The 17,500-nt window shown below is 74.0% G+C and carries 15 protein-coding genes; 9 read left to right on the forward strand and 6 right to left on the reverse strand.

Annotation, left to right across the window (positions count from 1 at the left end; all coding sequences use genetic code 11):
- Positions 1 to 65 precede the first annotated feature (65 nt).
- A complete protein-coding gene (locus ACYVHQ_RS03500; protein WP_460510743.1) occupies positions 66 to 626 on the forward strand; it encodes a hypothetical protein in 561 nt (186 codons plus the stop codon).
- A gap of 25 nt (positions 627 to 651) precedes the next feature.
- Here ACYVHQ_RS03500 and ACYVHQ_RS03505 read toward each other — a convergent pair whose 3' ends face one another.
- From ACYVHQ_RS03505 to ACYVHQ_RS03520, 4 genes are all read right to left on the reverse strand, one after another.
- Positions 652 to 1,461 (reverse strand): amino acid ABC transporter ATP-binding protein, encoded by an 810-nt coding sequence (locus ACYVHQ_RS03505; RefSeq protein ID WP_460510744.1) that lies wholly within the window; start codon positions 1,459 to 1,461, stop codon positions 652 to 654.
- A complete protein-coding gene (locus tag ACYVHQ_RS03510) occupies positions 1,448 to 2,113 on the reverse strand; it encodes an amino acid ABC transporter permease (RefSeq protein WP_460510745.1) in 666 nt (221 codons plus the stop codon). The genes ACYVHQ_RS03505 and ACYVHQ_RS03510 overlap by 14 nt, the downstream gene beginning before the upstream one ends.
- 3 nt (positions 2,114 to 2,116) lie before the next feature.
- Complete coding sequence (locus tag ACYVHQ_RS03515; RefSeq protein WP_460510746.1) at positions 2,117 to 2,986, reverse strand: amino acid ABC transporter substrate-binding protein; 870 nt, start codon at positions 2,984 to 2,986, stop codon at positions 2,117 to 2,119.
- Positions 2,987 to 3,106: 120 nt separating this feature from the next.
- The gene (locus ACYVHQ_RS03520) at positions 3,107 to 3,874 is read right to left on the reverse strand and encodes an NRDE family protein (protein ID WP_460510747.1); all 768 of its coding nucleotides are present in this window, start codon (positions 3,872 to 3,874) and stop codon (positions 3,107 to 3,109) included.
- A gap of 220 nt (positions 3,875 to 4,094) precedes the next feature.
- Here ACYVHQ_RS03520 and coaBC point away from each other — a divergent pair, with 220 nt between their 5' ends.
- The 3 genes from coaBC to ACYVHQ_RS03535 all read left to right on the forward strand — a co-directional run bounded on the left by coaBC (position 4,095) and on the right by ACYVHQ_RS03535 (position 8,123).
- Positions 4,095 to 5,312, forward strand: coding sequence for a bifunctional phosphopantothenoylcysteine decarboxylase/phosphopantothenate--cysteine ligase CoaBC (gene coaBC, locus ACYVHQ_RS03525; protein ID WP_460511233.1), 1,218 nt, complete (start codon positions 4,095 to 4,097; stop codon positions 5,310 to 5,312).
- 221 nt (positions 5,313 to 5,533) lie between these two features.
- The gene (locus tag ACYVHQ_RS03530; protein WP_460510748.1) at positions 5,534 to 7,150 is read left to right on the forward strand and encodes an MFS transporter; all 1,617 of its coding nucleotides are present in this window, start codon (positions 5,534 to 5,536) and stop codon (positions 7,148 to 7,150) included.
- Positions 7,143 to 8,123 carry an alpha/beta hydrolase gene (locus tag ACYVHQ_RS03535; protein ID WP_460510749.1) on the forward strand — a complete coding sequence of 327 codons (981 nt, stop codon included), beginning with the start codon at positions 7,143 to 7,145 and terminating at the stop codon, positions 8,121 to 8,123. Before ACYVHQ_RS03530 ends, ACYVHQ_RS03535 begins: the two co-directional genes overlap by 8 nt.
- 36 nt (positions 8,124 to 8,159) lie before the next feature.
- Here the strand turns inward: ACYVHQ_RS03535 and ACYVHQ_RS03540 are convergent, their stop codons facing one another.
- A complete protein-coding gene (locus tag ACYVHQ_RS03540) occupies positions 8,160 to 8,843 on the reverse strand; it encodes a response regulator transcription factor (protein WP_460510750.1) in 684 nt (227 codons plus the stop codon).
- Between the two features lie 172 nt (positions 8,844 to 9,015).
- Between ACYVHQ_RS03540 and ACYVHQ_RS03545 the strand changes: the two genes are divergently transcribed.
- The 5 genes from ACYVHQ_RS03545 to ACYVHQ_RS03565 all read left to right on the forward strand — a co-directional run bounded on the left by ACYVHQ_RS03545 (position 9,016) and on the right by ACYVHQ_RS03565 (position 14,316).
- Positions 9,016 to 9,942, forward strand: coding sequence for a bacteriorhodopsin (locus ACYVHQ_RS03545; protein WP_460510751.1), 927 nt, complete (start codon positions 9,016 to 9,018; stop codon positions 9,940 to 9,942).
- 1 nt (position 9,943) lies between these two features.
- Complete coding sequence (locus tag ACYVHQ_RS03550; RefSeq protein WP_460510752.1) at positions 9,944 to 11,218, forward strand: lycopene cyclase family protein; 1,275 nt, start codon at positions 9,944 to 9,946, stop codon at positions 11,216 to 11,218.
- The gene (locus ACYVHQ_RS03555; protein WP_460510753.1) at positions 11,173 to 12,261 is read left to right on the forward strand and encodes a Brp/Blh family beta-carotene 15,15'-dioxygenase; all 1,089 of its coding nucleotides are present in this window, start codon (positions 11,173 to 11,175) and stop codon (positions 12,259 to 12,261) included. Before ACYVHQ_RS03550 ends, ACYVHQ_RS03555 begins: the two co-directional genes overlap by 46 nt.
- A gap of 260 nt (positions 12,262 to 12,521) precedes the next feature.
- Positions 12,522 to 13,136 carry a DUF805 domain-containing protein gene (locus tag ACYVHQ_RS03560; protein WP_460510754.1) on the forward strand — a complete coding sequence of 205 codons (615 nt, stop codon included), beginning with the start codon at positions 12,522 to 12,524 and terminating at the stop codon, positions 13,134 to 13,136.
- Between the two features lie 724 nt (positions 13,137 to 13,860).
- Entirely contained in the window at positions 13,861 to 14,316 is a 456-nt protein-coding gene (locus ACYVHQ_RS03565; RefSeq protein WP_460510755.1) for a GNAT family N-acetyltransferase, read from the forward strand.
- 66 nt (positions 14,317 to 14,382) lie between these two features.
- Here ACYVHQ_RS03565 and ACYVHQ_RS03570 read toward each other — a convergent pair whose 3' ends face one another.
- Entirely contained in the window at positions 14,383 to 17,496 is a 3,114-nt protein-coding gene (locus tag ACYVHQ_RS03570; protein ID WP_460510756.1) for a glycoside hydrolase family 2 TIM barrel-domain containing protein, read from the reverse strand.
- Positions 17,497 to 17,500: the final 4 nt, after the last annotated feature.

Here is a 17,500-nt window from a genome sequence, read left to right on the forward strand (position 1 = left end):
TACCGAGCCGCTCCCCCGTCGCGGCCCGCTCGACGGTCCCGGCTCGGAGGTGCCAGGCTCGGGGCATGGACGCACCCGGCCCGGCCCCCGCGCAGCACGACGAGCACGCGCGGGCGGCGGTCGCCGTCGCGACGGCCCGGGGGGCCCTCCGCGCTGCCGTGGGCGAGCTCCGCGACCGGGCGGTCCCCGACGAGGCCGTCGCCGTGCTGCGCACGCCGCGCGCGCTGGGTCCGATCCGCCGCGCCCCCGTCATGGTCCCGACGGGGCGCGCCTGGCGCCTCGGCGTGCTGCTGCTCTCGGCCGACGGGGGCCTCCTGGCGACGGGACGCGTCACGCGCGCCCTCGAGCCGACGCGCTCACAGGACCTCTCCGCCGGCGTCGAGGCCCGCAAGGACGCGCGCCGGGCCGCCGCGCGCGGGCGGTTCCGCGAGGGCGAGGCCGTCCACTGGGACGTCGTGCCCCTCACGCTCGAGCCCGGCGCCCTGCTCGACCCGGGCGACCCGTTCCCGGGCCGCCTCACCCTCCGGGGGCAGGAGGTGGTGGTCCAGTGGGGACCGACGGTGGGCGACGTCCGCCCCTTCGCCGCGTACCTCCGGGACCGGCTCGACGTGCTCGAGCTCGGCTGACACGCCCTCGGCCGGGGCGCACCGCCTAGTCGTCGAGCGGGTCGAGCAGCCGACGCAGGAACCGCTGCGTGCGCGGGTGCGCGGGGCGGGTGAGCACCTCGTCGGGGCGCCCGCGCTCGACGACGACGCCGCCGTCGAGGAAGACCACCTCGCTGGCGACGCGGCGGGCGAAGTCGAGCTCGTGGGTGACGACGATCATCGTCCAGCCCTCCTCGGCCAGCTGGCGCATGACCGAGAGCACGTCGCCGACGAGCTCGGGGTCGAGCGCGCTCGTGGGCTCGTCGAAGAGCAGGAGGTCGGGGCGCAGTGCGAGGGCGCGGACGATGCCGACGCGCTGCTGCTGGCCGCCCGAGAGCTCGACAGGGTAGGCGTCGGCCCGGTCGCGCAGGCCGACGCGGTCGAGCAGCGCGAGGGCCTCCTCGCGGACCTCGGCAGCGGGTCGGCGCTGCACGCGCACGGGCCCCTCGGTGACGTTCTGCAGGACGGTGAGGTGCGGGAACAGGTTGAACTGCTGGAACACCATGGCCGACTGGTCGCGGAGGCGCAGCAGCTCGCGCTTCGGGACGGCCCGGTCGAAGTCGATCGGGCGGCCGTCGCGCGGCGTCACGACGCCTCCCGTCGGCACCTCGAGCCCGTTGAGGCTGCGGAGGAAGGTCGTCTTGCCCGAGCCGGACGCCCCGATGAGGGCGACGACCTCGCCCGGCACGACGTCGAGGTCGATGCCGCGGAGGACCTCGACGTCGCCGAACGACTTGCGCAGGCCGCGGACGCTCAGCACCGGCGACGGGGTGCCGTCGCCCCGCGACGGGGGGACGGTCGGATCAGTGGGCGACATGGCGGTCCAATCGCTTCTCGAGCGCGTCCTGCCCGGCGCTGAGCACGAGGCAGATCAGCCAGTAGATCAGGGCGGCCTCGAGGTAGAGCAGCATGAACTCGCTCGAGACCGTGGCGATCTGGCGGGCCTGCCGGAATAGCTCGGTGACCAGGATCACCGAGGCGAGCGAGGTGTCCTTGACGAGGCTGATGAAGGTGTTCGACAGCGGCGGCACCGACACGCGGGCGGCCTGCGGCAGGACGATCCGCCGCAGGGCCAGCCCGCGCGACATGCCGACCGTGTGCGCGGCCTCCCACTGCCCCTTCGGCACGGACAGGATCGACGCCCGGATGACCTCGGCCGCGTAGCCGCCCACGTTGAGCGAGAACGCGATGATCGCGCTCGGCCACGGGTCGATCTTCACGCCGATGCTCGGCAGCCCGTAGAACACGATGAACAGCTGCACGAGGAGGGGCGTGCCGCGGATCACCGAGATGTACAGCCTGGCCAGGCCGCGCAGGAGGCGCTGCTCCGACAGCCGCATGAGGGCGACGACGAGCGCGATCACGAGCCCGATGGCGAACGACGCGAGCGCCAGCGGGATCGTGCCCACGAGCGCACCGGACGCGATGGGCCAGAAGGACCGGAGGAAGAGGTCGAGGGAGGACTGCACGAGCTACTGGCTGACGTCCTGGCCGAAGTACTCGTCCGAGAGGGCGGCGAGGGTGCCGTCGGCGCGGAGCTCCTCGAGGGCCGCGTCGACGGCGTCGACGAGGTCGTCCGAGCCGGGCCGCACGACGAAGGCGCTCTCGCTCACGTCGTCCGTCTCGGCGGCGACCTTGACGGCCTTCGACTTCTCGGGCTCGGTCTGCGCGTAGTCGAGCCAGGTCAGCTCGTCGTTGACCGTGGCGTCGATGCGCCCCTGCTCGAGGAGCGCGATCGACTCGGACCAGCCCTCCACGACCTCGACGGTGGCGCCGGCGTCGGTGGCGGTCGTGTACCAGTTGCTCGACTGCGACTGCGCGGTGGTCCGGCCGTCGAGGTCGGCCAGCGAGGTGATGTCGGTGCTGTCGGCGGGCACGAGCACGACGCCGCGGCTGACCGTGTACGGCTCGCTGAACGAGTAGCGGGCCTGGCGCTCGGGATTGATCGACACCTGGTTGGCGATGAGGTCGAAGCGGCCCGCGTCGAGGCCCGCGAAGATCGCGTCCCACTGGGTCTCCTCGAACCGGGCCTCGACGCCCAGCTTCTCGGCGACCGCGCGGACGACCTCGACGTCGTAGCCGGTGAGGTCCCCCGCCCCGCCGTCGGCGTGGAAGCTGAAGGGCTTGTAGGTGCCCTCGGTGCCGACGACGAGCACGCCGGCGTCCTGCACGTCGGCGAGGCTCGTGCCGGCCTCGGGCTCGGCCGTGGCGCCACCGGTGGACCCGGCGACGACTCCGTCCGTCGAGGCGGGCGCGCAGGCCGCGAGGCCGAACGCGGCGGCGGCCAGGACGCCGACGGCGGCGAGACGGGCGGTGCGGGGGCGACGGAGGCTGCTGGTCACGGGGATCCTTCGGGGGTGCGGGACCGGCGGGTGGGCCGATCGGGACGGGGCTCCGCCCTCCTGGGGCGGCACCCGATCCTCAACGCGGACGGGGCTCCGGGTGTTCCCCGTGACGCCAGGTTACGGACGCGAGCGCTGGAGCGCCCGCTCCGCGAGGACCTCGTCGACCGGTCGATCAGGATCGAGGCGGACGTGCGCGTGCGCCACGGCGGTCGCCGACAGGGCCACGGCGCTCACCGAGAGCGACCGCAGGACCGCGCCCCCGACCGCGTCGGCGCGCACGATGGCGGCGTCGTCGGTGACGGGCAGGCGCGCGCTCGCGCGCAGCACGTCGAGCCAGGCGCCCCACGACCCCTCGCCCTCCCCCGGCCCCGGCAGGGGGCCGTCCGGGCGGGCGGCAGCACGGAAGGACGGGGCCCAGCGCGCGACGCGGGGCACCGCCCCGTCGTCGACCGCCCCGTGCGTGACGACGTGCACGCCCGTCCCGAGCGGGGACGACGTGCTCGTCCTGCCGTCCCAGCTCGCGTGCACGACCCCGTGCGCGTCGGCCGTCACGAGGTTGTAGGTCCGCGACGTGTGCGGGCCGGTGGGCAGCGAGCCGTGCACGACGGCGTCGAGCGGCAGCGCGCCGCGCGTGGTGAAGCCTCCCGCGGGCGGCGTGGGCTGCTCGCGCCGGTTGAGGACGACGGCGAGGCGGGGCGGGGCGCTCGACGTGGCCAGCCACGCGCCTCCTGCCTCACGGTCGCGGATCCCCTCGACGTGCGCGCCGAGGTCGGGCCACCACGCACCCGGCGGGTCCCAGGGGCGCCCGGGCTGCTCGTCGCGGAGGCCGAGCAGCATCACGGGCCACGCGGCGGCGGGCTCGAACGAGACGACGACGGTGCACACGGGTCCTCCTGGGGCGCGGCGGACGGGGCGCCCGCGCGGCACGGCGCCGCCGGGTGCGGCATCGTGGACCCCTGAACGCTACCCGGCGCCGTGTCGCCGGAGAGGAGCCCCCGTGCACGACCACGACCTGCCCGCACCCTCCGAGCAGCCCGACGCGCCCGGGTCGCCCCCTGGTGCGGCCCGGTCCGCCCCCGGTGGGGACGGCGCGCCGCTCACGGTCGTGGTCGGCATCAGCGGTGGCATCGCGGCCTACAAGGCGGTCTCGGTGGTCCGCGGCTTCGTCACGCGCGGGCACGACGTGCACGTCGTGCCGACCGAGGCGGCCCTGCGCTTCGTGGGCCTGCCGACCCTCGAGGCGATCAGCCGCAACCCCGTCACGAGCTCGGTGTGGGACGACGTCGCCGAGGTGCGCCACGTCGCCCTCGGCCGACGGGCCGACCTCGTCGTCGTCGCCCCCGCGACCGCGGCCACGCTCTCGCGGCTGGCCAGCGGGCAGTCCGACGACCTCCTCGGCACGACGATCCTCGCGACCACCGCGCCCGTCGTGGTCGCGCCCGCGATGCACACCGAGATGTGGCGGCACCCCGCGACGCGGGCGAACGTCGACCTGCTGCGCTCGCGCGGCGTCGTCGTCGCGGGCCCGGCCGACGGCCCGCTCACGGGCGGTGACAGCGGACCCGGCAGGATGCTCGAGCCCGACGAGATCGTCGAGCGCGCCCTGGCCGTCGCGCGGCCCCGGCAGGACCTCGCCGGGCTCGACGTCGTCGTGTCGCTGGGCGGCACGCGCGAGGCGCTCGACCCGGTGCGCTGGATCGGCAACCGCTCGAGCGGACGGCAGGGCCTCGAGCTCGCGCGGGCGGCCGCACGGCGCGGTGCGACGGTGACGGCCGTCGCCGCGGTCGTCGACGACGACGTGCGCAGGGCGCTCGCCGCGGTCGCGACGGTCGTCGACGTCGAGTCGGCGGCCGAGCTGCAGGAGGCCGTGGTCCGGTCGGCCGCGTCGGCCGACGTGGTCGTCATGGCCGCCGCCGTCGCGGACCACCGCCCCGCCGAGGTGTCCGACGTCAAGGTGAAGAAGGAGGACGGCGTCGAGGAGGTGCTGCTGCGCCTCGTGCGGACCCCCGACGTGCTGGCGGGCCTCGTCGGCGATCGCGCCGAGGGGCGGGCACCGGCGGCGCAGGTGATCGTGGGCTTCGCCGCCGAGACCGCGTCCGACCGGCAGGAGCTGCTGGCGCTCGGCCGGGCGAAGGCGGCACGGAAGGGCGCCGACGTGCTCGCCCTCAACGCCGTCGGCTGGTCACGTGGCTTCGGCGATGTCGACAGCGCGGTCGTCGCCGTCGACGTGGCGGGCGAGGTGCTGGGCGAGGCCACCGGTTCGAAGGCCGAGGTCGCGGACGCGCTCTGGGACGTCGTGGTGGACGGGCTCGACCGGGACTGACGCCGGCGCACGGCGCGGACCGAGGATGCGGCTGCGAGGACGCAACGCGGATCCGTCGGGCAGGGTCACGTCGCCGGCGGACGAGCGCGAGAGGTGGACGACGGGCCGGGTCGTGCCCGTGTAGGATCGGCAGCACTGAGGTAAAAGGCGCCGCGCCCCGCGACGCACACGCACGCGGCTCCGACGAGTCGTCACTTCTTCCCTCGAAGGAGTGCGTCCCCGTGTCCCCCAGTCCCTCTCCCCTCCGCGGTCGTCCGCACGACGACGGTGCGCCACCTCGCCTCTCCGACGCCTGGGTCGCCCTCACCGGGCTGTCCGCCGTGTTCCTGGTCGAGATGCTCGACGGCTCCGTGCTGAACGTCGCCCTGCCGACGATCGGCCGCGACCTGGGCTCGTCCGCGACGCAGCTGAACTGGGTGCCGGGCGCGTACTCCCTCGCCTTCGGGGGGCTCATGCTGTTCTTCGGCGCGGTCGCCGACCGCGCAGGTCGCCGTCGCGTGATGCTGTCCGGCCTCGTGCTGCTGGCCGGGGCCAGCCTCGCGACGGCAGCGGTCACGACCACGGAGCAGCTCATCGCCGTCCGGGTGCTGATGGGCGTGGCTGCCGCGATGACGACCCCGGGTTCCCTGGCGTTGACCTTCCGGCTCTTCGACGACGAGGGCCTCCGCGTGCGCGCGCTCACCGTCGTCTCGACCGCGGGGCTCGTGGGCCTGGCCGTCGGGCCGACCGTCGGTGGTCTCGTGCTGGCCGTCGCGCCGTGGCAGGTGCTGCTGCTCGTCGATGCGCCGATCGCACTGGTCGCCCTCCTGGGCATCCGCGCCGGTGCCGCCCGTGACGAGGCCTCGGATCTCCGGCGCGAGCCGATCGACGTCGTCGGTGCCCTGCTCGGCACCGCGACCGTGGCGGGCACGCTCGTCACGCCGACCGTCCTCGTCGAGGCGGGGAGCACCTCCTGGTGGGCCTGGGCGAGCCTCGCCTCGACCGTCGCCTGCGCAGTCGGGTCCGTCGCCCGGGCACGCACGGCACGGCACCCCCTGGTCGACCCCGACCTGCTCGCCCGACCGCTCGTGTCGAGCGGTCTCGCCTTCAAGGCCGCGTCGGGCCTGGCCGTCGCCGGGCTGTCGTACCTCGTGACCCTCCAGCTGCAGGTCGTCTGGGGCTGGCCGCCGGCCCTCGCCGCCGTCGGGACGCTGCCGCAGGTCGTCGTGCTCCTCGCCGGCGGGCGGCTCGTCGCGCCCTTCGTGCACCGGGTCGGCCTCGGCCGCGCCTCGTGGACGAGCGCCACCGCCGTCGTCTCCGGCCTCGTCGTCTTCGGTGTCCTGGGCCGTCACGGCTACGGCTGGGTGCTGGTCGCCCTCGTGCTCGTCGCCGCCGGCATGCGGGTCGTCGGCGTCGTCGCCGGTGCCTCCGTGCTGACCGGGCTGCCCGCCGACCGGACCTCGGTCGGGGCCGCGCTCGTCGACACGTCGAGCGAGCTCGCGAGCGCCGCGGCGCTCACCGTGGTGGGGACGATCGTCGCCGCCTCCGTCCCCGGGAGCACCACCACGGCGACCTGGACGGCCCCACGGCTCGCGACGTTCCAGGACGCCCTGACCGGGGCCGGGCTGGGACTCGCCCTCGGCGCTGCCCTGCTCGTCGCGGTCGGGGTGCTCCGAGCTCGGACCACCAGGAGAGGGGCAGCCCCCGGCCCGACCGACGGCGTTCGTCGTCCCGGCGCCCCCGCGACGCCCGCTCCCACCGCGACGCCCGCTCCCACCGCCACACCGGCACCGACACCGACACCTACACCGACACCGACCAGCTCGACCACCTGCACCGAGGAGACCAGCCGTGCTTGAGACCACCGCCCTGCCCCGCCCGCCCTTCGACCCCGAGCTCGTGCCCTTCCTGGAGGCGATGGACGCCCGCGGCCGCTTCCGCCTCGAGACCGCGATGCTGCCGCAGATGCGACAGCTGGACCGGACGGAGGCCGAGCTCGACGAAGGGCTGCGGGCCCGCGGCCTCGAGAGGCGCAGCGTCACGGTGCCCGGGCACCTCGGCGACCCGATCGCCCTCGCGGTCGTCCAGCGCATCGGCCGCACCGGCACGGCGGCCTGCGCCTACGCGATCCACGGCGGCGGCATGATGTTCGGCCACCACCTCGGCAACCTCGACTCCTACGACGACTGGTTGCTCGTGCACGACGTCGTCCTCGTCAGCCCCGACTACCGTCTCGCTCCGGAGCACCCCGACCCGTACCCGGTCGAGGACTGCTACGCCGGCCTCGTCTGGGTCGGCGAGCACGCCGCCGAGCTCGACGTCGACCCGGATCGCATCGTCCTCGTCGGCCAGAGCGCCGGGGCCGGGCTCGCGGCGGGCACGGCGCTCCTCGCCCGGGACAGGCAGGGGCCGGCCGTGGTCGGCCAGGTGCTGGTCAGTCCCATGCTCGACGACCGCGACGCGACCGCTTCCGCCCGGCAGTTCGACGGTGTGGGCGTCGCCGACCGGGAGATGACCCGGTTCGGCTGGGACGCCTACCTCGGCGACCGTCGCGGCGGTGACGACGTGTCGATCTACGCGGCCCCCGGCCGCGCGACCGACCTCGCGGGCCTCCCGCCGGCGTACGTCGACTGCGGCAGCACCGAGGTGTTCCGCGACGAGACCGTCGCCTACGCCAGCGCGCTCTGGGCGGCCGGCGTGCAGGCGGAGCTGCACGTGTGGCCGGGGGCGTTCCACGGGTCGAGCAGCATGGTGCCGGGAGCGACCCTGTCTCGTCGGGCCGCCGCAGCCCTGCGCGACTGGACCGGGCGCCTCCTGGGATCGACGCCCTGACGGCCCCGAGGCGGGCGTCCGTGCTGCTGGTGCCTGCTACCCGGAGGCGCGATCGCCGCCGGTGGCACGGGCCAGTCGGACGCTGTGGTGATCGGGGCGGAAGCCGTGGTCGGTGCCCCACAGGACGGCCTCGACGCGGTTGGTGGCGCCGATCTTGCTGTAGAGGGTGCGGATGTGGGTCTTGACCGTGTTGGGGCTGAGGTAGGTGAGGACCGCGATCTCGGCGTTGCTCTTGCCCTGCGTCACGAGCGCGAGGATCTCGGACTCGCGGTCCGAGATGCCGAGGTCCCGTCCGGGCCAGTCGATGCCGGGCCCGCTGCGGACGCGTCGCTGAGGGCCGTGGACGGCGTCGCGGCCCGCGGCGACCTCCTCGAGCCCGGACACCAGGTCGGCGGCGGGCAGGCTCTTGGGGAAGTAACCGGTGGCGCCGCGTGCGAGGGCGGCATCGATGAGGTCCTGGTCCATCTTCCAGGTGAAGACCGCCACGTGCCGGTTGAGGGGGTTCGACACCAGGCGGCTGACGTCCTCGTCGTCGCGTCGCGGCTGCGCGAACGTGTCGTACAGCGCGACGTCGACAGCGGTGCCCACGCGTTCTCGGGCGTCGAGCTCGACGACCTCGACGCGGTCGGCGAAGGGCTCGAGCATCCGCGCGAGGCCACGGACGACCAGTTCGTAGTCGTTGACGAGGGCGACGGTGATCGGAGTGGCCGGTGAACGCATGAGTCCATCAATTCACCCCCAGGGGTGACACGTCCGATCTTCTCGGGTGCTTGTCTCCAAGAGGTCGGCAGACCCGCAGCCCCCGGGCCGAGCCCGCTGGCCCCGGGCGGCCCGTCCGCACGGGTCGAGAACGGACCGCCCACCGCGGTCCCTGCCCGAAAGGAACACCCCCGTGTCCGATGCCCTCGCTCCCTGGAACGCGCCCCTGACGTTGGCGGAGCACTCGATCATCGTCTACGCCCTGGCCGTCGCGGGCCTCGCGCTCTTCGCGTTCTTCGTGAAGTCCCTCGTGTCGACGAAGGAGATCACCCAGCGCTACCGCCCAGCCGTCTACGCGGGCCTGTGCATCACCGGCGTCGCCTTCCTGTCCTACGTCGTCCTCGTGCTCGCCTTCACCTTCGGGTACGTCCGAGAGGGCGACACCTGGGTGCCCGAGGCCGCCGCGATCCTCTCGTGGGCGCCGCGGTACTTCGACTGGACGGTCACCGTGCCGCTGCTCGTCATCGAGCTCCTCGCCGTCGCCACCCTCGCCGGCGCTGCCGCCCGCCGTGCGCGCACGGTCGGCATCGCGGCAGCGTTCCTCATGATCAGCACCGGGTTCATCGGTGGCGTCGTCATCGACTCCGGCACCGACGAGAGCGCCCTCTGGCTGTGGGGCGTCATCTCGGGCCTGTTCATGGTCGTGCTCTACGTCCTGGTGATCTACGTCGTCGTCAAGGGCAGCCGCGACCTCCGGGGCACGGCCGTCCCGGCCACGCTGCGCAACGCCGGCATCCTGCTCATCGTCACGTGGTTCGCCTACCCGATCGTCTTCGGCCTGCAGGGCTGGGGCCACGGCGGCGCGGTCCTCACCTGGATGCAGGTCGTCCTCTCCGCCGCCGACATCGTCGCCAAGGTCGGCTTCGGCTCGATGATCCACAAGATCGCGAAGATCCGCTCGGCCCACGACGTCGAGCAGGGCGTGGACACCCACCCCGAGTCCGTGTGGATCTCCTCCGAGAAACTCACCGACGCCGCGCCGCCCGCGCCGGCCACGCTCCGCACCGTCACCACGACCGACCCGGCCGGCACGCGTGGCGGACGTGCACCCCGTCGCTGACATGACGGGCACCCGCGCCGCGGGGGTGCAGGACACCACCGTCCTGCACCCCCGCGGGGGCACCCCCGCTCCCCTCACCTCCCGGACGGTGGACGTCGTGGTCCTCGGCGGCGGCTGCTCAGGACTGGCCGTCGCCCTCCAGCTCGCCGAGCGCGCACCCGACCTCGACGTCGTCGTCCTCGAGGGCCGGACCCGCCCCGACCGCCGCGTCTGGTGCTCCTGGGACGACGCCTCGGACCCCGTGCCGGAGGCGGGGACCGCCTCCTGGGACCGCTGGGAGGTCCGGACCCGCCGGGGCACCAGCACCGGCGCCGACCCGGAGCACCCCTACCGCATGGTGCGGGCCGACGACCGGCGCACCGCCGTCGACCGGCGCCTCGAGGGCAGGGGCCGCGTCACCGTCCTGGACGGAGCCCCGGTCCACGACCACGACCGCCTGCCCGACGGCCGGTACGCCGTCTCGTCCGGCGTGGGGCGCATCGAGGCCCGACAGGTCGTCGACGCCACCGGGCGCGGCGGTGCCGACCCGGTGCGGGGCACCGTGCTCCTGCACCAGCGCTTCGTCGGCCTGTGGATCGAGACCGTCCGCCCGGTGTTCGACCCCACCACGGTCACGCTCATGGACTTCACGAGCGCCCCGGCCGACCAGGTGCGCTTCGTCTACGTCCTCCCCGTCTCCCCGACCGTGGCGCTCGTCGAGAGCACCGTCTTCACCCCCGAACGCCACGCGCCCGTCGACTTCCGCGCGCACGTCCACGACTACGTCCGCGACCGCTGGACGCTGCACGACGACGAATGGACCGTCACCGGCTCCGAGAGCGGCTGCGTGCCCATGACCGACGCGCCCTCCCGCCGCCCGTCGTCGTCGGACGGCAGCCTCGCCGTGGTGGCCGGCGTCGTCCGGCCGAGCAGCGGCTACGGCTACGCCCGCGCCCACCGCCACGCACGGGTCGTCGTCGACCACCTCCTCGCGGGGACGCCGGCCCCAGCCTTCCGCGACCGCACCAGGACCAGGGCGCTCGACGCGGTGTTCCTGCGGTTCCTCCGTCACCGGCCCGGTGCAGCCCCGGAGGCGTTCCGCCGCCTCTTCACCCTGCCGGGCCCCCTCGTCGTCCGCTTCCTCACCGAGCGGTCGACGCTCGTGGACGAGCTCCGGATCGTCCTCGTCCTCCCCAAGGCTCCCTTCCTCGGGGCCGCGGTCCGCACGCTGCAGGAGAGGCTCGCCGCGCGATGGACCGCTTCACGGGCCCCGTCGCTGAGGACGGCCACGACGTGATCGTCGTCCACCGCCCACCCGACGACGTCCCCGACGTGCCCGGGGCGCCGTCCACGGAGGCCTTGCGCCAGGTCGTGCGTCGACGGATCCTCGCTCCCGTCACAGCGACCCTCGCGGTCGTGACGGTCGTGGTCGGCGCACTCGGAGCCCGGGGAGTCGACGTCCCCGCGGCCGTGCAGATCGTGCCGTTCGCGGTCAGCGTCCTCGTCGTCGGCCTGCCCCACGGAGCGCTCGACCACGTGGTCCCGGTCCGCCTCCGCCGAGACGGACGACTGCTGGCCTCCGTCGCCGCCGTCGTCGCGCTCTACGTCGTCCTCGGGTCGGCCACGGCGGCGCTGTGGGTAGCGGCGCCGCTCACGGGCTTCGCCTCGTTCATCCTGCTCACGTGGTTCCACTGGGGCCAGGGAGACCGCTGGGTCGATCACCTGCTCGGCGACGGCACCCGCGGGAGGGCGGCCGCGGCGCTCACCGTCGCCGCCCGGGGCGCCCTCCCGATGCTCGTCCCGCTCGTCACCCACCCCGACGACTACGTGCGCGTCACGGACGGAGCCGTGCGGCTCCTGGCGGACGACGCTGGCCCGCACCTCGGCGTGCCGGCACCGTGGCGCGTCGCAGCGGCCGCGGTCGTCGCCGCCCTCGTCGTCGCCGAGGTGCTCGCCGTCCGCCGTGCCGGTCGCCCCCTGACGAGGACGGTCACGGAGCTCGCCGTGCTCTCCGCCTTCTTCGCCGTCGTGCCCCCGGTGCTCGCCGTGGGCCTCTACTTCACCCTCTGGCACTCGGTCCGGCACGTCGTCCGCCTCGAGCTCACGGACCCGGAAGGCGCCGGCGAGCTCGCGCGGGGGCGGGTCGCGGCACCCTTCGGACGGTTCCTCCGACAGGCATGGCCGATCACGGCCGTCGCCGTGGCCATCCTGTCAGCCGTGGGCGTGGCCCTCGGCAGTGCGGGCCTGGGCGTGTACCTCGTCGTCCTGGCCGTCCTCACCACACCCCACGCAGCGGTGGTCACCTGGATGGACCGGCAGCAGGGGGCCTGGGACGACTAGTCCCGACAGGAGGCGCGGTGCCGTGGAGGGGCGGGGCGGCGCTCGGCCGGATCGCTGGGGGGGCGTCGCACGGGGCCTGTCGAGTCCAGGCCCGCGGCCGTCATCCGCGGTGCTGGTCGATGGACGCGCCTCCGGCAGGCGCGTCCTCGACGACGGTGATGCCGAGACGCCCGTGGCGACGCGTCTCGACGTTACGGAGCGGACCTGACCCCCTCCACGTGTGGGTAGGCACGGGGCGCCCGGACCGCTAGCTTCAGGTCGTGCAGCCACGCCCGACCGCCCACGCGTCCGAGTCGGGCGACGGAACAGCCGAGCACGGACGACGTGCAGGTCCTGCGATCGGATGCGACTGGTCGACCGCGGTCCACCGGTTCTGGTCGGGCAGTCTCTCGTTCCGAGGCAGATCGAGCAGGAGCGAGTTCTGGTGGATCCGAGCGACCGACGTCGCCGTCGTGGCGCTCACCCTCTGGCTGGTGCCCCTGCTGACCGGCATGCCCGCTGACTCGGGCGAGAACGCCAGCTACCAGAACGTTCCCGGCTTCCTCGGCATCGGCCAGAGCATCTTCGGCATCACGGTCCACGAAGCTCCGGCCGGCTCGCACCTCGGCCCCGTCACCTTCCTGCATGGAGGCCCGCCCTCACAGTGGGTGCTGCTGATCTGGTGCATCGCGACCCTGGTGCCGAACCTCGCGCTGGGATGCCGACGACTCCAAGACCGCGACCTGCCCGGCTGGTACGCCCTGCTCGGCTTCTTGCCCCTCGTCGATCTCGTGCTGCTGTACCTCGCCCTCGGCACGAGCCGACCGAGCGACCCACGCACGGATCACACCAGCGCTGACCAGAGCAGGCGTGACTATCGAGTGAGCCTCCCGTAGAGCCAACGGCCAGGTAGTCGATCGTCAATCGGGCAGCACGAGGAGCGCTTTGCTGCCGCCGACTCAGCTCCCACTCCCCGGTGACAGCGTTGTGCTCACCCAAAGGTTTGGCGTGCACCACTACTCGGCGTCCACGCTCCCACTCGACCAGGCGAGCATAGTGGAGTCGTTGCCACAGATCGAGAACCGAGGGGAGCGTCACCGGTACCGGAGGTGCCACCGGATCCGTGCGAAGGTACTTGGCCGCAGAGTCGACGGTGAAATCAGCGCCACCATGGAAGACGACCGGGAAGCGGACGTTGACGAGATCCTCGAGGTCCATCTCTGGATGCTCGTGAACGTGACTTGCTTAGTCCCAAATAGGCGCATTCGGGCGGTCGGGTGCACCGAGCGCTGCAAGACCGTCACGTTGTCCTGCGAGATCCTGCCCCGAGGTCGAGACGCGGGCGTATCCGATGAGCACGAAGCGACTGCAGCGTTCAAACCCCCTTCACCGGGTATTTTTACGGGACAGGCGTACGCGGATCCGCAGGCCAGGCGCCACTTGACCTCGAGCGACCGACACGGACGCGTATAGGCGTCCCGATGAACGACCGCCTGGCGGACGCCGCTCCGACCTCCGTCACAGGAACGCGGATCTACCCCGGAGGGAATCGATCGGCGTCGAGCGCTCGTGGAAAGCTGCGACCCGGGTCCGCCACACTGCTTCCCCTAGGCTGAGCGCATGGCGATCGATGTGCGGCGAGTCACCGAGTCCGACGAGAACGAGTGGTCGCGGCTCTACACCGGTTATCGGAGCTTCTACCAGCTCGACGACGATGCGCGAGCCGTCCGCACCACGTGGGAGTGGGTCTCCCACGCACAGCACGGACTCATCGGCCTCGTGGCGACCGTGGACGACGCCCTGGTGGGACTCGCCAACCTCCGCCGGTTCGCTCGGCCGTCCACAGCCGCGATGGGCCTCTACCTCGATGATCTGTTCACCGACCCCGACTCCCGCGGCGCCGGTGTCGCCACAGCGCTCCTGCACGAAGCGGCCGCCCTCGCGGCTCGCGAAGGGGCGAACGTGCTCCGTTGGATCACCGCTGCGGACAATGCCGTCGCGCGGGGCGTGTACGACGAGGTCGCAACCGCCACTCCGTGGGTCACCTACGACATGAAGCCTTCCCCCAGGGCCTGATCCCGCTCCCTCGACCGAGGGTCCGGTCCGAGACCGCTCCCCCGGAACCGCTCTTACGAGAAGGCGTCAGCCGACCGCGCTGAAGCGCAGGCGCAGCGCGTGCGCACCCGGCCGGAGCACGTGCTCGGGCGCCACGTCGGGTCCGCAGGCGTGCGAGCCGAGGCCGTGCTGGGCCGCGTCGACCCAGAGGTGCGTCGCCACGGGCGCGGGGAGCTCGTGCGGGTGCCCCGCCGCGGCCACCTGCTGGCCGGTGTGCCGGCGCAGGCCGAAGCCGGGCCGGCGCCCCGAGGCGTCGGGGTCCGCGTCCACGCGCAGCCACGGCGCCGACGCTCCCCCGCGCGTCAGCTCGAGCGAGCGGAGGGCGGAGCGGTGCCCGCTCTCCTGCGGCCGGGCGTACTCGACGACGAGGTCGTCGACGTCGGCCTCGAACCGGCCGACGAGCGCCGACCGACGACTGTCGGGGTACGACTCGCGGGGACCGGTGCCGAACCATGCTGCCCGCTGCACGTCGAGGGGCAGGTCGAACCGCACGCCCGCGCGGGGCCAGGTGAGGTCCCAGTCGGCCGTCGGGACCAGGTCGAGGGCCAGCACGACCGCGCCGTCGGCGTCGAGCGTCCAGCGTTCGTCGACGGTCACGGCGTCGCGAGCGTCGGCGGCGGCCCACCGGGTGCGCACGTGCACGCCGCGCTGGTCGGCGTGCAGCTCCTCGACACGGCCGACCATGCGGTCGAGCCCGGCACGCAGCCAGGTCTCCTCCGCCGTGGGCTCCGAGCGCCGGATGTAGGCGTCGGCCCGGTGCCGGTCCCGACGCGGGTCACGGTCGCGGTCCTCCGGCAGGTGCCCGGTGCCGCGGTCGTTGTCCGTCGGAGCCCGCCAGAGCTCGAGCCGCGGACCGTCCACGGGCGCGCCGCCGAGGGCGACGAGGCGACCGTCGACGAACTCGGCGGGGCCGAGCGCGAGGCGACCCGACCCGAGGCCGTCGAACCGGGCCTCCTGCGCGACCGGTGCCGTCGGGCGCGGTGCCGTGCGCACGAGCGTCCGGCGCGGGGTCAGGTCCCGCTGTGCCGTCGAGAGGACGTGCCCGGCCGGTGACCAGCTCGTCGCCGCGCGCTGCACGGCCCGCAGCGTCAGCCAGGTCTCGGCGTGCTCGGCGACCGTCACGTCGGGCAGGGGCACCGTCGTCGCCGCACCCGCGGCGAGCACCGGCACGTCGAGGACGCCCTCGGCGACGACGACGCCGTCGTGCTCGGCGGACCAGCGCACCTCGACGTCGTCGGTCGGTGCCGAGTGCCGGAGGTTCGTCACGGTCACGCCGGACGACGCGACCGCGAGGCGCACGGGCGCCACGACCTGGGCCCACTCGTGCAGCCCCGGGGTCGGGGTGCCGTCGCTGAGCAGAAGGCCGTCCATGACGAAGTTGCCGTCGTGCACGACCTCGCCGAAGTCGCCGCCGTAGCCGAAGTAGGCGGTGCCGTCGGCCGTGCGGGTGCGCAGGCCGTGGTCGCGCCACTCCCAGACGAAGCCGCCGTGCAGGCGCGGGTACGCGTCGACGAGCGCCTCGTAGTCGTCGATGGCCCCCGGGCCGTTGCCCATCGCGTGCACGTACTCGCACAGCAGGAACGGCTTCGACCGCTGCCGCGCCGCCTCGGCGGGCGTGCAGCCGAGCAGCGGCACGGAGGCGTCGCCCGCCCCGATCGCGCGCGTCTCGTCGACGAAGGAGTACATGCGCGAGTAGACGTCGGTGTAGGCGCCGGTGTAGTCGCCCTCGTAGTGCACGGGGCGGCCCGCGTCGCGCGCGTGCGTCCAGGCCGACATCGCGGCGAGGTTGCGCCCCGTGCCGGACTCGTTGCCCAGGGACCAGAGCACGATGCTCGGGTGGTTCTTGTCGCGCTCGACGGTGCGCACCATGCGGTCGACGTAGGCGTCGTGCCAGCGCGGGTCGTCGCTCGGGTTCTCGGCCCAGCCGTGACGCTCGAAGCCGTGCGTCTCGAGGTCGCACTCGAGCACGACCCAGAAGCCGAGCTCGTCGGCGAGGTCCAGGAGGCGCGGGTGCGGCGGGTAGTGGCTGGTGCGGATCGCGTTGACGTTGGACCGCTTCATGAGCTCGAGGTCGGCGCGCGCGTCGGCCTCGTCGAACACGCGGCCGCGGTCGGGGTGCGTCTCGTGCCGGTTGACGCCGTGCAGCACGACGCGGCGGCCGTTGACCGTGAAGAGGTCGCCCTCGATGCGGACGGTCCGGAACCCCAGGCGCAGGGACACGGTCTCGGTGGCCGTGGAGACCGTCGCGTCGTAGAGGCGGGGGCGCTCGGCGTTCCACGGCTCGGCCGCGGCGACCTCGACGGGCGCGACGTCCGCCGGCCCCTCCCAGCGCACGTCCACGCCGAGCTCGGGCACGCGCAGGGTCACGGGCCACGCGGCCTCGGTGACCGTGAGCTCGGGCACGATCGTCGCGGCGCCGGCCTCGTCGCCCGCGGTGCCGTGCCACGGGGTCGTCAGCCAGACGTCGTCGACGCCGCCGACGGGGCGCGCCTGCAGCGTCACGCTGCGGAAGATGCCCGGCAGCCACCACTGGTCCTGGTCCTCGACGTAGCTGGCCGCCGACCACTGGTGCACGCGCACCGCGAGCACGTTCTCGCCGGCACGGAGGAGCTCCGTGACGTCGAACTCCTGGGCGAGGCGACTGCCGGTGCCGACGCCGACGTGCTCGCCGTTGAGCCAGACCGCCCAGCGCGACTCGACGCCGTCGAAGCGGAGCAGCACGCGCTCGGCGCCGGCGAAGTCGTCCGGCAGGGTGAAGCGACGACGGTGGTCGCCCGTCGGGTTCGCGTCGGGCACGGCGGGCGGCTCCGTCGGGAACGGGAACTGCACGTTGGTGTAGGCGGGACGTCCCCGCTCGCCGTCGCCCGTGAGCACCCAGTGCGAGGGCACGGCGATCCGCTCCCAGCCCGAGTCGTCGAGCTCCGGGTCGGCGACGCCCTCGACGGGCTCTCCCTCGGGGAGGACCCCGCGCCCGCCCACCGTGCCCGGGGCACCCGCGAGCAGCCGGAAGGCCCACTCCCCGTCGAGCGACAGCGTGGGGGCGTCCGTGGCCAGCCACGAGCGTGCCGGCGAGCGGAGGCCCGAACCGGGACCGGTGTCCGTCAGGTAGTCGACCGGGTGCGGGGTGCGCGGGGCGTTCATGGCG

The sequence above is a fragment of the Frigoribacterium salinisoli genome (assembly GCF_054781095.1).

Excerpts from the sequence above, each read along its gene's own strand:
- ACYVHQ_RS03505 (WP_460510744.1), bottom strand. The coding sequence starts at position 1,461 with ATGTCGCCCACTGATCCGACCGTCCCCCCGTCGCGGGGCGACGGCACC.
- ACYVHQ_RS03500 (WP_460510743.1), top strand. The coding sequence starts at position 66 with ATGGACGCACCCGGCCCGGCCCCCGCGCAGCACGACGAGCACGCGCGG.
- ACYVHQ_RS03550 (WP_460510752.1), top strand. The coding sequence starts at position 9,944 with ATGACGGGCACCCGCGCCGCGGGGGTGCAGGACACCACCGTCCTGCAC.
- ACYVHQ_RS03565 (WP_460510755.1), top strand. The coding sequence starts at position 13,861 with ATGGCGATCGATGTGCGGCGAGTCACCGAGTCCGACGAGAACGAGTGG.
- ACYVHQ_RS03570 (WP_460510756.1), bottom strand. The coding sequence starts at position 17,496 with ATGAACGCCCCGCGCACCCCGCACCCGGTCGACTACCTGACGGACACC.
- ACYVHQ_RS03555 (WP_460510753.1), top strand. The coding sequence starts at position 11,173 with ATGGACCGCTTCACGGGCCCCGTCGCTGAGGACGGCCACGACGTGATC.
- ACYVHQ_RS03540 (WP_460510750.1), bottom strand. The coding sequence starts at position 8,843 with ATGCGTTCACCGGCCACTCCGATCACCGTCGCCCTCGTCAACGACTAC.